Here is a 12,822-nt window from a genome sequence, read left to right as displayed (position 1 = left end):
CGGTTTACGGCTGTGTCGGCGACTCAAGGCTAGGCCCTGGCGCCACAGCTTCCAATAGTATTCCGGTCCTTACGGTTCCCGGCGCCTTCCGAACAGGCGCCACGCCGGCCGGGGCGGGCGGCATGACCGGGGCGAACACCCGGGCGCGGGCCCGGCTGCCGCGCGGCTTGACCGCGAAGGTCTGCTTGACCGCCTCCATCAGGATCAGCCCGGCGAAGCGCGGCCACAGCCGTGCGCCCACCTGCTCGAAGCCCTCGGCCCAGCCGACGGTGAAGCCCGCCGGGGGGGCGTAGAGCGCGCGGGTCCAGCCGGCCGGCTCCAGGTCGGCCTCGCGCAGCAGGTTTTCCAGCTGGCTTCGGCTGAACGGGCGGCCGTGGCCGAAGGGGGTGCCTTCGGCGCGGGCCCAGACGCCGTCGCGCGAGGCCACCGCGACGATCAGGCGGCCGGACGGGGCCATCACCCGCCACAGCTCGCGCAGCACCGCCGACGGATCGTCGGCCTCCTCCAGCGCGTGGACGGCCAGGATCCGGTCGAACATGGCGTTGGGAAAGGGCAGGGCGGTCTCTTCGACCAGGGCCGCCTGGTTGCGCTCGCCGCCGGCGGGCCAGACCTCGACCCCCTGCGACGCCGGCATGGCGGCCACCACCCTGCGGGCCTTGCCGCGCGCCTCGTCGAGGAACGGCGTCGCATAGCCCAGGCCCAGAACGTCCAGCCCGTTGGCGTCGCCCCAGGCCTCGGCCACCTTGCGGCCGAGCATCTCCCGCGCCACCCGGCCCAGCGGGGCGGCGTAGAAGGCTCTGAGGTCGAGCACGTCGCGGCGCATTGAGTCTCCGTGGCGTCGAGGCCATCTATGTAGGCGGGCGAATCCTCCGCGTCACGCCCGCCGACCCCCGTCAGTGACCGAGGCCGTCCGCATGCCGTTGCAAATCCACCAGTTTCCCTGCCTGTCCGACAATTACGGCTTTCTCGTGCGCGATGTCGCGACCGGACGGACCGCCTGCGTCGACACGCCGGACGCCGACGCCATCCTGCTGCAGCTGGAAAAGCTGGGCTGGGGGCTGGACCTTATCCTCAACACCCACTGGCATCCCGACCACGCCGGCGGCAACGAGGCCGTCAAGGCCGCCACCGGCGCGACAGTCGTCGGCCCTCAGGAAGTGACCCGCATCGCGCCGCTCGACCGCGTGGTGGCCGGCGGCGACGTGGTGGAGCTGGGCGAGACCCGCTTCCTGGTGATCGACAGCGGCGGCCATACCCTGGGCCACGTGGCCTATCACGACGCCGCCGACGGCGTCGCCTTCGTCGGCGACACCCTGTTCGCCCTGGGTTGCGGGCGGATGTTCGAGGGCGACCCCGAGCAGATGTGGGCCTCGCTGTCGCGACTGGCCGACCTGCCCGACGAGACCACCGTCTACTGCGCCCACGAGTACACCGCCTCGAACGCCCGCTTCGCCCTGTCGGTCGACACGGGTCCGGCCCTGAGGGCGCGCGCCGACGCGGTGTTCGCCGCCCGAGAGCGCGGCGAGGCCACCGTGCCCACCACCATTGGCCTGGAGAAGGCCACCAATCCGTTCCTGCGCGCCCCGGCGCTGCGGCCGGGCCTCGCGCCCGCCCAGGCCTTCGCCGAGATCCGCGCGGCCAAGGACAGTTTCAAGGGATGAGTTCTATGAGCGTTTCGGGGATTTCCGGGGCCGCCATTTCCGGCGACCTGGGGGCGAAGGAGATCGTGCGCCTGCTGGGCATGCAGCCCCATCCGGAGGGCGGCTGGTACGTGCGCGTGTTCGAGGACGCGCCGAACGCCGAGGGCCGCCCGGCCTCGACGGCGATCTACTACCTGCTGGAAGCCGAGCAGATGTCGGCCTGGCACCGCATCGACGCCGTCGAGGTCTGGCACTGGTACGCCGGCGCGCCGATCCGCCTGACCCTGTCGCCGCCCGACGGCGTCGGCGCGACGCCCCACACCCTGGGCCCGGACCTGCGCGCCGGCTGCCGCCCGCAGGTGGTGGTGCCGGTCGGCTGGTGGCAGACGGCGGTGTCGCTGGGCGCCTGGACCCTGGTCGGCTGCACCGTGGCGCCGGGCTTCCGGTTCGAGGGCTTCGAGCTGGCCCCGGAGGACTGGCGGCCGAAGCTCTGAGGCGGCGAGGCCCCCTCGGTCGCTCCGCGACAGCTCCCTGCTCCTCCCCCGTGAAACGGGGGAGGTGGCGCGGCGCCATCGGCGACGTGACGGAGGGGGCGACGGCCAGCACTGAGCCCAGTCTCGCCCCCTCCACCACTTCGTGGTCCCCCTCCCCCGTTTCACGGGGGAGGAGCTAGGACGAACGCCCCTTCCACTCGGCCTTCGTCTGCCCCCACACCTCGTTGGGCAGGTCCTGGTACGGCGCCGGCAGCGGATGTGGACCGCGGTTGCGCGATCCCAGCCGCGCGGCCACCTGCTGCGAGGGCGTGTTCTCGGGGTGGATGCAGTGGATCACCTCGTCCCAGCCCAGGGCGTCGAAGGCCCAGTCGATGGCGGCCTCGGCGGCTTCCACCGCATAGCCCTTGCCCCAGGCGCTGCGCAGCAGGCCCCAGCCGACCTCCGTGCCGGGCCAGCCCTCCGGCCGCCAGGGGCCGATGCGGCCGACCCACAGGCCGGTGTCCCTGGCGATCAGCGAGAACATGCCAAAGCCGTTGAGCGCCCACGAGCCGGCCATGCTGGCCATGCCGCGCCAGGCGGCCTCGCGGGTCTGGTAGCCGCCGATGTACTGGGCGGCCTCGACGTCGGCCATCAGCTGCGCCCAGCCGTCGAGGTCCTCGGCGGCGGTGGGGCGCAGGATCAGGCGGGCGGTCTGCAGCGTGGGACCGGGCGCGACGGTCATGGCGTTTCCTTCCCTAGGCTTTCTCGTCTTTTTCAGATCACGCAAGCGGCCAGGCCGTCGCGGCGCACCGTGCCCGAGGCCGCGCCGATCCGGCGCGAGCGCTTCTGGACGTAACGGCCCGGCTTGACGGCCTTCCACTTCAGCGGGCTGGGCAGGATCGCCGCCAGCCGCGCCGACTGAGCCGGGGTCAGCTTGGCGGCGCTGACGCCGAAATAGCGCTGGGCGGCGGCCTCGGCGCCGTAGATGCCGGGGCCGAACTCGATGGAGTTCAGATAGACCTCCATGATCCGCTGCTTGCCCCAGCCGATCTCGATCAGCACGGTGAACCAGGCCTCCAGGCCCTTGCGCAGGTAGGAACGGTCCGGCCACAGGAAGACGTTCTTGGCGGTCTGCTGGCTGATGGTCGAGCCGCCGCGCACCTTCTTGCCCTTCTCGTTGTTCTCATAGGCCTTCTGCAGGGCGTCGACGTCGAAGCCGTGGTGTTCGCAGAAGCGGGCGTCCTCGGCGGCGATCAGGGCGCGAGGCAGGCTGGGCGAGACCTTCGACAGAGGCCGCCAGCGGTGGTCCCAGCCCTTGCCCTCGACGGCGCGGATGACCATCAGCGGCGTCGCCGGCACGGGGACGAAGCGATAGACCAGCACGGCCAGGATCGGTCCGGCCACCAGCAGGATGAACAGCGCCAGAAAGATGTTGCGCAGCAGAACCTTCAAAACGGGGCGCCCCTTGCCTTGACCTTGCGGCCGGATGCTAGCCAACCAAGGAGACGCCCGATAGGGCGCGTTGGTTAGGGAGGTCTTGATGGACGTTTCTTCGGCGGTCGCCGCGCGCTTTTCGGCGCGGGCCTTCAAGGCCGATCCGGTGCCGGGCGAAACGGTGCGGGCCATCCTCGAGGCCGCCGCTCGCGCGCCGTCCGGCGGCAACCTGCAGCCCTGGAAGGTGCACGCCATCGCCGGCGACGTGCTGGCCGAGTTCAAGGCCAGGGTGGCCGCCCGGCTGGGCTCCCCCGACGAGGCGCAGTACGCGGTCTATCCGGCCAATCTCTGGGACCCGTTCCGCACCCGCCGCTTCCAGGTCGGCGAAGATCTCTACGGCGCGCTGGAAATCCCCCGCGAGGACAAGATCGGCCGCCTCAGACAGTTCGCCCGCAACGCCGAGTTCTTCGGCGCGCCCGTGGGCGTGTTCTTCTCGATCGACCGCAAGCTGGGGCCGCCGCAGTGGTCGGACCTGGGCATGTACATGCAGACGGTGATGCTGCTGGCGACGGAACGGGGCCTGGCCACCTGCGCCCAGGAGTTCTGGTCGGCCTACGGCACGCTGGCGGCGGAGTTCCTGGGGCTGCCGGACGACCACATGGTGTTCTCGGGCATGGCGCTGGGCGTGGCCGACGAGACCGCGCCGGTGAACCAGTGGCGCTCGCGGCGCGACGAGTTCGAGGCCTGGGGCGAGTTGCAGGGGTTCTGAACGGCGACCGCGAACCAGGGGAGCGCTTCCATTGACGGGATGCTCCAACCCCTTGCGAGACAAGCGATCGGCTGCGGAAAATAAAGGTTTCGGATGCTCGCCGAGATCGTTGATCACTTAAGGTTGCGGGTCTAGCGTAGCCAAAAGCGTTGGAGGAAAGTGACCATGAAGATGATCCTCGCGGGCCTGGCCGCCCTGTCGTTCGTCGCCCCGGCCGCCGCTCAGGAATGGCCCAAGCAGGACTGGCGGGTCAGCAAGGTCACCAACGGTTCGGCCCAGAAGCCGTTCTACACCGCGGCCGATGGCGGCGCGCGGCCGATACCGTCCGTATACGCCGCGAGCGACCGCAACATTCTGGCGCCCGTCGGCCGCTCGAACATCGCGCTGGACGTCGGCTCGATCCGGCGCGAGGGCAAGGTGGCCCTGGTTCGCTACTTCGTCTGGCCCGACGACAAGTCGAGCTACACCGAGATCTCGTCGCGGATCGACTGCGGCCGCACGGGCGAGCAGATCAACGCCGTGCGCCAATATGATCGCGACTTCGCCCTAGTCGGCGGCAGCGACCAGGCCGTGCGCCGCACCGACGCCACGGCCCGCGCCGTCGCCGTCCAGGTCTGCGGCGCGGTTCGCACCAACGTCAGCGGCAAGTCGCTGCCGGAAGTCGTCAAGGGCGGCTGAGGCCGAGGGACCCAAGACAACAAAAAAGCCCCGGCCGAAAGACCGGGGCTTCTTCGTTTTCGAGGGCTGGCGACCGCCTAGGCGGTCTGCTTGACGCCGGCTTCGGCGAGCCACTCGACGATCTTGCTCTTGGGCATGGCGCCGACCTTCATCGAGGTCATCTGGCCGCCGCGGAACAGCATCATGGTCGGGATGCCGCGCACGCCGTAGCGGGCGGGTGTCATCTGGTTCTCGTCGATGTCGATCTTGGCGACCACGACCTGGTCGGCGAGCTCCTCGGAGATCTGCTCCAGGGCCGGGGCGATCTGCTTGCACGGGCCGCACCACGTGGCCCAGAAGTCGACGAGCACGGGGCCCTCGGCCTGCAGGACGTCTTTCTCGAAGGTGGCGTCGGTCACCGCAACGGTGCTCATGGTCTGGCTCCTGGCTGACGCGGCGGGGCGGGGGCGACCGCGGCGCGAGATTGATAACAGTGACGGTTGCGACCGTCTCTTGTTCGAAGATGTAGGCGCGGGGGGCGCGTCCGGCAATAACTCAGAAGAGGCGCGAAAGCGCCGCGGCCCGCACGTTTTCTGGAACGGCCATCAGTTTGGGGCCGTCCGTCCAGACGATCGCCGCCTCGATCCGACGGCCCGGGAAGATCTCCGACAGCACCGCCGCATAGACCGCCATCTGGGACAGATAGGCCGGATCGGCGTCCTCGATGCGGTCGGGCGAGGGGCGGTTGGTCTTGTAGTCGACCACCAGCACCCGGTCGGGGTCGACCACCAGCCGGTCGACCCGGCCCGAGATCGCCATGCCCGGCGGCAGCTGGGCGGCGGCCCCGGCCAGCGAGGCTTCGGCCCGTGATCCGGGACCGAAGACGGCGGCGAAGCGGTCGTCCTCCAGCACGCCGAAGGCGGCGGCGGTCATCTCGGTGCGCTGGGCGTCGGTCAGGTCGCGTTCGGCGGCCAGCAGGCGGGCGGCGGCGGCCCGGCGTCCGGCCGGGGCGATGTCGGGCAGCAGCTGCAGCAGCCGGTGGATGATCTCGCCCCGGCGATAGCGGCCCAGGCCCTCGATCCTGGCCAGCGGCGAAGGGGCCGAACCGACGGCCTCCTCCTCGGCCTCCAGCGCCGAGGGCGCGGCCCAGCGGGCGCCGGCCGAAACTGGCGCGGCGGCCTGGCGCGCCCAGGCGGGCAGGGCGGCGGTCGAAGCCGGCGCCAGCGCGGCTGCCGGCGGGGCGGGCAGGGGATCGGGGCCGTAGCGCAGGATCCCGGTCTCCTCGTCGATCGTCCGGACGTCGGCCTCGATCGCGGGGTGGGCGAAGGCTGAGCGGGCGGCGGCGTACCAGCCGCCGACGTTTTCGTCCTTGGTGCGGGCGTCGATGCGGCCGCACAGCACAAGGCGGTCGCGCGCCCGGGTGAGCCCCACATAGAGCAGGCGATAGGCTTCCTGCTGGGCCTTGTCCTCGCGCAGTTTCCGCGCCGCCGCCGAGGCCTCGCAGTCCTGCTTGCCCGAGGCGCACCAGACGAAGCCCTTGTCGGCGGTGGCCAGCAGCGGCGAGCCGCGCGCCCCGCCTTTCATGGTCGTCTCGGGCAGGAAGACGATCGGCGCCTCAAGGCCCTTGGCGCCGTGGGCGGTCATCACCCGCACCTGCCGGCGCACGCCCTCCATCTCGCGCTTGACCACGATGTCCAGCGCGGCGAACTCGGCGACCAGGGTCTCCAGGTCGCGCACGCCGCGCGCCTCGGCGTTGGTGATCTGGGCCAGGAACTCGTCCAGGGCGTCGGCGGCCTCTTCGCCCAGCCGCGTGAGGGCGCGGGCGCGGTTGCTGATCCCGTTGGCGTCTAGCTTGCCCAGGAACAGGGCGTAGAACTCATAGGGCTGGCGACGGCGGCGGGCCTGCAAAGCCCACTCCAGCAGGGCGTGGGCTTCGCGCCAGGCCGGCCGCTCGTCGGCGCGCGCGGCCAGCACGCCCCACAGCGTTCCCTTCCGCCCCTTGGCCAGGGCGTAGAGATCATCGTCGGTCAGGGCGCAGAACGGGCTCTTCAGCAGCGCCGCCAGGGTCAGGTCGTCGTCGGGGAACAGGCAGAAGCGGCCCAGTGCCAGGAGGTCGTCGAAGACGATGTGGGCCGACAGCGACAGCCGGTCGGCGCCGGCCACCGGCACGCCGCGCCGCTTCAGCGCCCGCAGAACCTCCTCGAACAATGCCTTGCGCCGCCGCACCAGCACCAGCACGTCGCCGTAGTGGGCTGGGCGGGGCTTGCCGTCCTTCTCGAACACGGTGTCGCCGCGCTCGACCAGGGCCTTGATCTCGGCGGCGATCTTCTCGGCCAGGCGGCGGTTGGCGCCCTGCTCAGTCTCGACGTCGAGAGGCGCGTCCCAGGCCTCGCGCTCGGCGGCGACGGGCTCGCGCTCCAGCGGCCACAGGTCGACGCACCCCGGGTGGTCCTTGCGGTAGGCCACGTGCTCGGGGATGTCCTCGCCGGTGGGGGCCAGGCCCAGGCGCGCCTCGGGGGCCTCGAACAGGGCGTCCACGAAGCTCAGCACCTGCCGCGTCGAGCGGTAGGAGGTCAGCAGCGGCACCTGCTTGCCCACCCGGCCGACGGCCTCGATGCGGGCGATGTAGTCCTGCGTCTCGAACAGCAGCCGTTCGGGCTGGGCGCCCTGGAACGAATAGATCGACTGCTTCTCGTCGCCGACGATGAACAGGGTGCGGCCGTCGGCGCTCTGGCCGTCGCGGCCCGGCGCGCCGGCCCCGGCGAAGAAGTCCTCGGTCAGGGCCGACAGGATTTGCCACTGCTCGGGGGCGGTGTCCTGGGCCTCGTCGAGCAGGATGTGGCTGACCCCGCCGTCCAGCTTGTAGAGCACCCAGGCCGCGTCGACCCGCTTGGTCAGCAGGTCGCTGGTCTTTTCGATCAGGTCGGAGAAGTCGAGGGCGCCGTGGGCCTGCTTTTCCTCGATGAACTTGGCCAGATACAGGATCGCCAGCCGCATGACCGCGACGCTGTCCTCGGCCACCCGGGCGGCGCGGGCCCATTCGCGGGCCTCGCCCAGGCGCTCCTGCTCGGCCAGCAGCCGTTCGCGCAGGTCCTCGCGGCTTTTCAGGCCCGAGGTCTTGGCCGGCCAGGTCGCGGGCGTGCCGGCGCCCTTCTCGGTGAACAGGGCCGCCAGGGCGTCGTCGAGCGTTGCGGCGGGATCGGTCGCCACGGCCCGCATCAGCTCGCCGCACTTGACGTCGGTCTTGCCGCCGCCGGCCAGCACGTCGGCGATCGAGCGCCAGAGCACGCGGTCCAGGTCGTCCATGGCCTCGGCGGTGACCGCCTCTACGGTGGTCGGCTCGGGAAAGTCGCAGACCCGCCAGATGTCGGCGACCACGCCCTCGAGGCCGCCGCAGCGTTCGCGATAGGCGGCGATGGCCGCACGCTGGTGCTCGAAGGTCGCGAACATCGCCTCGAACGAGGCGAAGTCCAGGGCCACCGAGAACCGGGCGTAGGCCTGGGCGAAGATGTCGTCGCTGTGGGTGACGTGATCGGCCAGCTTGTGCAGCGCCGCCTGGGCCACGGCGGCCGAGGCGCTGTCGTCCATCACCTCGAAGCCGGGCGAGACCCCGGCCTCGATCGGAAAGCGCCGCAGCAGCTTCTCGCAGAAGGCGTGGATGGTCTGGATCTTCAGGCCGCCCGGCGTCTCCAGCGCCTTGGCGAACAGGCTGCGGGCCTTGGACAGGGCCAGGGCGTCGAAGTCGCTCTGCGGTCGGTCGACCAGGTCGGCGATCTCGGCGCGCAGGTCCTCGTCGGGCGTCACGCACCACTTGCCCAGCCGGTCGAACAGCCGGTGCTGCATCTCGGCGGCGGCGGCCTTGGTGTAGGTCACGCACAGGATCGCCGCCGGCTCGGCGCCGCCCAGCAAGAGGCGCGCGACCCGGTCGATCAGGGTCTTGGTCTTGCCCGAACCGGCGTTGGCCGTGACGAAGGCCGAGATCGCCGGGTCGGCGGCGATGCGTTGGGGATCAAGGAGCGCGGTCACAGGGAACCTCCCCCTCTGGGGGAGGCGGCCGAAGGCCGGAGGGGGGGCGTTTTCAGCCGCCGCGTCCCTTGCCGGTTCCGTAGGCTTTCCCCCCACCGATCGCTATGCGATCGCCTCCCCCAGAGGGGGAGGTTCCTTGAGGACAGGGTCGCGCCGTTCATTCCCCGTCCCCCTCGTCGCCGCTGGTCGACCATTCGAACACCCTCGCCAGGTGGCCGTAGTCGCCGGCGTGGTCGTGCACGAACTGCGGGGCGGTGCGCGACAGGTAGGGCCGCGTCGGGTCGTCGTACTTGCGGATCAGGTCGACCAGGCCGTCGAAGGCCTTGCGGGCGGCCTCCTCGCTTTGCGAGCCGGCGGCGGCGCGCACCTGTTCCTCGCCGGCCGGGCGGCGGCCGGTGACGCGGATGTAGGTCAGGTCGCCCGGCTGGCGCGGGCCGATGTCGGTAAAGCCGCCGTTCTGCAGGATGGCCGCCGTCAGGGTCAGCTGCGGCGAGAAGCCGGTGTCGACCTGCTTCTGGCTGGGAGCGGCGCCGGTCTTGTAGTCGAGGATGTGGGCGGCGGCGCCGTCGCGGGTCGGCTCCAGCCGGTCGGTCTTGGCCGTCAGGGTGAAGGGGCGGCCGTCGACCTGGAAGGTGATCTCGCCGGCGGCCTCGACCACGATCTTCTCCGCGCCGGCCCGGCGGCGAGCCTCCAGGCCCATGACCCACAGAGCCGCCTCGCGGGCCAGGGCGCGCTCGCGGGCCAGGGCCGAAGGCGGCATGCCGGCGGCGACCAGCTCGGCGATGTACAGGCCCTCGAAGATCTCCGCGCCGTCGGCCGGCAGGGCGTCGGGATAGGTCAGGGCGAACACCTCGAAGGCCGCGTGGATGGCCGTGCCCCGGGCGCGCGCCTCCACGGGCTCGTCCGGACGGTCGAGGGGATAGAGCTTGAGGATGTCGCGCGCCCAGACCGCGTAGGGGTCGCGGGTCAGGGCCTCGACGCGGGTGACGGCCATTCGGCGCGGGCGATCCTCGACCGGCGGGCAAGGGGCGGGGCGCTTGACCGGCGCGTAGGGGCCGGGCGCGTCGAGGGCGCGAGCCCAGTCCAGCACGTCGGCGCGCTCGGTCAGGGTCAGGCCCGCGCCGCGCGCCAGGGTCTTCATCCGCCACAGCCAGCGGCTCTCGACGGCGGGGGCGCCGCCACGGCGCTGGCTGTGCACCAGGATCACGTCGGGGGCGCTGGCGGCCTGGGCGAAGTCGTGGGCGGTGAGGCCGATCTTGCGCTCGGGCGGCGGCAGGCCGAGCTTGCCGCGCATCGGCCGCGACAGGAACGGGTCGATCGGCGCGGCCTGCGGCCAGACGCCTTCCTCCAGCCCGGCCAGGATCAGCCGGTCGGCGCGCACGAGGCGAGCCTCGATGGCGCCCAGCATTCTGAGTTGGGGGTGCGTGGCCCCGCCGACGCGCAGGGTCTCCTCGTCGACCAGACGGCCCAGCAGGTCGAGGAAGCCCAGCGGATTGGTCGGCGGCAGGGCCTGGCCGTCGTCGATCAGGGCCGAGACCAGGGCCGCCAGGGCCTCGCCGCCCGAACCGGCCCACAGCGCCGACGGCTCGACCAGGCTCTCCAGCGCCTTGGCCAGGGCCTCGGCGGCCAGGTGCGGCGAGGCGACGGGCGCGCCGGCATAGGGCGCGCAGGCGATCTCGACGGCGGCGTGGATTCGGCTGGCCAGGTCCACGGCCTCGGGAAAGGCGGCGATGCGGCCCTTCAAGGCGGCGGCGTCGACGGGGGCGGGACCGCGCAGTCCGTGTCGCTCCAGCGTCCGGGCGGCCTCGTCGGCCTTCAGCAGCGGGTGCTTGGCCACGGCCAGCAGGCCGACGGGATCCAGCGGCGCCAGCACCAGGGCGGCCAGCTTGCGAGCCAGCACGGCCGGGGCCGAAGCCGCCAGCGGCGCGCCGGCCGAGCTGTCGGGCACGACGCCCCAGCGGGCCAGATAGAGCCCAGCCCGGCGGGCCAGCTGCTGGTCGGGCGTCACGAGCGCGGCGGTCTTGCCTTCGGTCTCCAGGGCTTCGCGCAGCAAGAGGGCGCAGGCCAGGGCCGCCTCCTCCTCGCCCGAGGCGTTGACCAAAGACAGGCCCGACAGGCCCTCGGCGATCGGGTCGACGCTGGCGGACTCCGCGCGCAGCTTGGCGATCTGGGCCAGCCAGTCGGCGGTGGCCTCGGCCGGGCGCAGGGCCTCGTTGACCAGGCGCCGGCGCCAGCGGCCCCGGCTGTCGGCCTCGTTGCGCCAGCGGCGGACGACGCCGCGATCCACGCCGGCCCGGTGGAGAAGGCGGCGCATGGCGCCCTGCGGATGCTGCTCGCCGACCTGGTCCCAGGCTTCGCCCGCCAGGTCCTCGTCGAGGCCCGGCAGCACGACGCAGCCCTGCGGCGCGTTGGCGACCGCGATCAGCAGGTCGGCGGTGGCGGGCGCGGTGCCGGTCGAGCCGGCGGCGACCAGCACGCCGGGTGGCGGACTGGCCGTCCACTGCTTGGCCAGTTCGCGCAGCAGGGCCACGCGGCGGGCGCTGACGTCCATCAGGTTCAGGTCCGACAGCCGCGCGCTCCAGCCTTCTACCATGGCCCGGATGAACCGGGCCGAGACCTGCCAGTGGGCGGCCAGGTCGCCGTCGGCCAGGCCGTCGAGGCGCTCGATGATCGGGACCTCCTCGATCTGGCAGCTGTCGAGCAGGTCGGAGACGGCCTTGGCCATCTCCAGGGCCTGGCCGGCGCTGGGCGGACTGTCGAGCAGCGAGGCGTTGTCGTGCACCAGGCGGGCCAGCTCGAACCGGCGGCGGCGGCTGGAGACGGCCGGCGGCAGGTCCAGCGCCAGGTCGCCGGGCTCGAACGGCGGCTCGCCCTCGTCGAGGTCGCCCAGGGGGCGGATCTGCGGCAGCAGCACCGCCCGCCCGCCGTTCACCGCCAGGAACGCGTCGGCCAAGGCGCGGGCGCCGCGTCGCGTGGGCGTCAGCAGGGTGGCGTGCGACAGGGCGTCGGGACCCAGGTCCGCGAGGCGTTCCACCAGGCCCGCGGCCACGTCGTCGACGAACGGCCGGTGCGCCGGGATCGAGAACCAGCCGGAACCGGCCAGGCCGCTCATTTTCCTCGGGCCTCTGCCAGCTTGGCCTCGGCCTCGTCGCGCGCGCCGGGATCGCCGACGTGCATCCAGAAACCGTCCATGACCACGCCGTGGACGCGGCCTCGCGGCGCCAGTTCGCGCCAGATCGTCGCCAGCGAGAACGCGCCGTCGGGGCCGTCGTCGACGATGTCCGGCCGGCAGATATGCACGCCCATATAGGCGTAGGGCGCGCTGGACGCCGCGCCCCGGAAGGTCAGGGCGCCGTCTTCGGCCATGAAGAAGTCGCCGGCCCCGTCGAAGCCGAGCGTGCGGTCCAGCCGCGCCAGCAGCAGGCACACGTCCATGCGCTCGGGATCCCAGGCCCTGGCCAGGCTGTCGATCGCCGGCGCGCCGTCTTCGGTCCAGACGGAGTCGATGTTGGCGACGAACACCGGGTCCTCGCCCAGCAGCGGCCGGGCCTTGCGCAGGCCGCCGCCGGTTTCCAGCAGTTCGCCGCGCTCGTCGGAGATGACTATGGCCGGCGCGCCGGCGCGGGTTTTCAGGTGGGCTTCCAGCCGGTCTGCAAAGGCGTGGACGTTGACCACGGCCGTTTCGACGCCGGCGTCGGCCAGGCGGCCCAGCATGTGGTCGATCAGGGTGGCGCCGGCGACCTCGACCAGGGCCTTGGGCCGGTCGTTGGTCAGCGGGCGCATGCGGGTGCCCAGGCCCGCGGCCAGCACCATGGCCTTGGTG

At 72.2% G+C, this 12,822-nt stretch carries 11 protein-coding genes; 4 read left to right on the top strand and 7 right to left on the bottom strand.

The window, feature by feature from the left end; translation table 11 throughout:
* Positions 1 to 4: 4 nt before the first annotated feature.
* Positions 5 to 823 (bottom strand): class I SAM-dependent methyltransferase, encoded by an 819-nt coding sequence (locus tag C1707_RS03980; RefSeq protein WP_101712811.1) that lies wholly within the window; start codon positions 821 to 823, stop codon positions 5 to 7.
* Positions 824 to 914: 91 nt separating this feature from the next.
* Here C1707_RS03980 and gloB point away from each other — a divergent pair, with 91 nt between their 5' ends.
* Both gloB and C1707_RS03970 read left to right on the top strand, forming a co-directional pair.
* Positions 915 to 1,661 (top strand): hydroxyacylglutathione hydrolase, encoded by a 747-nt coding sequence (gene gloB, locus C1707_RS03975; protein WP_101712810.1) that lies wholly within the window; start codon positions 915 to 917, stop codon positions 1,659 to 1,661.
* A gap of 5 nt (positions 1,662 to 1,666) precedes the next feature.
* A complete protein-coding gene (locus C1707_RS03970; protein ID WP_420808228.1) occupies positions 1,667 to 2,134 on the top strand; it encodes a cupin domain-containing protein in 468 nt (155 codons plus the stop codon).
* Positions 2,135 to 2,309: 175 nt separating this feature from the next.
* On the opposite strand, the gene C1707_RS03965 is transcribed toward C1707_RS03970, so the two are convergent.
* A complete protein-coding gene (locus tag C1707_RS03965; protein ID WP_101712808.1) occupies positions 2,310 to 2,855 on the bottom strand; it encodes a GNAT family N-acetyltransferase in 546 nt (181 codons plus the stop codon).
* 32 nt (positions 2,856 to 2,887) lie between these two features.
* Entirely contained in the window at positions 2,888 to 3,565 is a 678-nt protein-coding gene (gene mtgA, locus C1707_RS03960) for a monofunctional biosynthetic peptidoglycan transglycosylase (RefSeq protein WP_420808227.1), read from the bottom strand.
* 88 nt (positions 3,566 to 3,653) lie between these two features.
* Between mtgA and C1707_RS03955 the strand changes: the two genes are divergently transcribed.
* A complete protein-coding gene (locus C1707_RS03955; protein WP_101712807.1) occupies positions 3,654 to 4,316 on the top strand; it encodes a nitroreductase in 663 nt (220 codons plus the stop codon).
* 165 nt (positions 4,317 to 4,481) lie between these two features.
* Complete coding sequence (locus C1707_RS03950) at positions 4,482 to 4,994, top strand: hypothetical protein (RefSeq protein ID WP_101712806.1); 513 nt, start codon at positions 4,482 to 4,484, stop codon at positions 4,992 to 4,994.
* Between the two features lie 77 nt (positions 4,995 to 5,071).
* Here C1707_RS03950 and trxA read toward each other — a convergent pair whose 3' ends face one another.
* From trxA to murU, 4 genes are all read right to left on the bottom strand, one after another.
* On the bottom strand, positions 5,072 to 5,407 hold the full coding sequence (gene trxA, locus C1707_RS03945) for a thioredoxin (protein WP_101712805.1): 336 nt from the start codon (positions 5,405 to 5,407) through the stop codon (positions 5,072 to 5,074).
* A gap of 121 nt (positions 5,408 to 5,528) precedes the next feature.
* Positions 5,529 to 8,999, bottom strand: coding sequence for a double-strand break repair helicase AddA (gene addA, locus C1707_RS03940; protein ID WP_101712804.1), 3,471 nt, complete (start codon positions 8,997 to 8,999; stop codon positions 5,529 to 5,531).
* Between the two features lie 157 nt (positions 9,000 to 9,156).
* Positions 9,157 to 12,111, bottom strand: coding sequence for a double-strand break repair protein AddB (gene addB / locus C1707_RS03935; RefSeq protein WP_101712803.1), 2,955 nt, complete (start codon positions 12,109 to 12,111; stop codon positions 9,157 to 9,159).
* The gene (gene murU / locus C1707_RS03930; RefSeq protein ID WP_101712828.1) at positions 12,108 to 12,812 is read right to left on the bottom strand and encodes an N-acetylmuramate alpha-1-phosphate uridylyltransferase MurU; all 705 of its coding nucleotides are present in this window, start codon (positions 12,810 to 12,812) and stop codon (positions 12,108 to 12,110) included. The genes addB and murU overlap by 4 nt, the downstream gene beginning before the upstream one ends.
* Between the last annotated feature and the right edge of the window lie 10 nt (positions 12,813 to 12,822).

This window comes from Caulobacter flavus (assembly GCF_003722335.1).
Lineage (GTDB): Bacteria > Pseudomonadota > Alphaproteobacteria > Caulobacterales > Caulobacteraceae > Caulobacter > Caulobacter flavus.
The sequence above is the reverse complement of the archived record's forward strand: the minus strand, read 5'-3'. Positions and strand labels throughout refer to the sequence as shown.

What these genes read in the sequence shown, in the direction of transcription:
- C1707_RS03980 (WP_101712811.1), bottom strand. Translation starts at nt 823, where the DNA reads ATGCGCCGCGACGTGCTCGACCTCAGAGCCTTCTACGCCGCCCCGCTG.
- gloB (WP_101712810.1), top strand. Translation starts at nt 915, where the DNA reads ATGCCGTTGCAAATCCACCAGTTTCCCTGCCTGTCCGACAATTACGGC.
- C1707_RS03970 (WP_420808228.1), top strand. Translation starts at nt 1,667, where the DNA reads ATGAGCGTTTCGGGGATTTCCGGGGCCGCCATTTCCGGCGACCTGGGG.
- C1707_RS03965 (WP_101712808.1), bottom strand. Translation starts at nt 2,855, where the DNA reads ATGACCGTCGCGCCCGGTCCCACGCTGCAGACCGCCCGCCTGATCCTG.
- C1707_RS03955 (WP_101712807.1), top strand. Translation starts at nt 3,654, where the DNA reads ATGGACGTTTCTTCGGCGGTCGCCGCGCGCTTTTCGGCGCGGGCCTTC.
- C1707_RS03950 (WP_101712806.1), top strand. Translation starts at nt 4,482, where the DNA reads ATGAAGATGATCCTCGCGGGCCTGGCCGCCCTGTCGTTCGTCGCCCCG.
- trxA (WP_101712805.1), bottom strand. Translation starts at nt 5,407, where the DNA reads ATGAGCACCGTTGCGGTGACCGACGCCACCTTCGAGAAAGACGTCCTG.
- addB (WP_101712803.1), bottom strand. Translation starts at nt 12,111, where the DNA reads ATGAGCGGCCTGGCCGGTTCCGGCTGGTTCTCGATCCCGGCGCACCGG.
- murU (WP_101712828.1), bottom strand. Translation starts at nt 12,812, where the DNA reads ATGGTGCTGGCCGCGGGCCTGGGCACCCGCATGCGCCCGCTGACCAAC.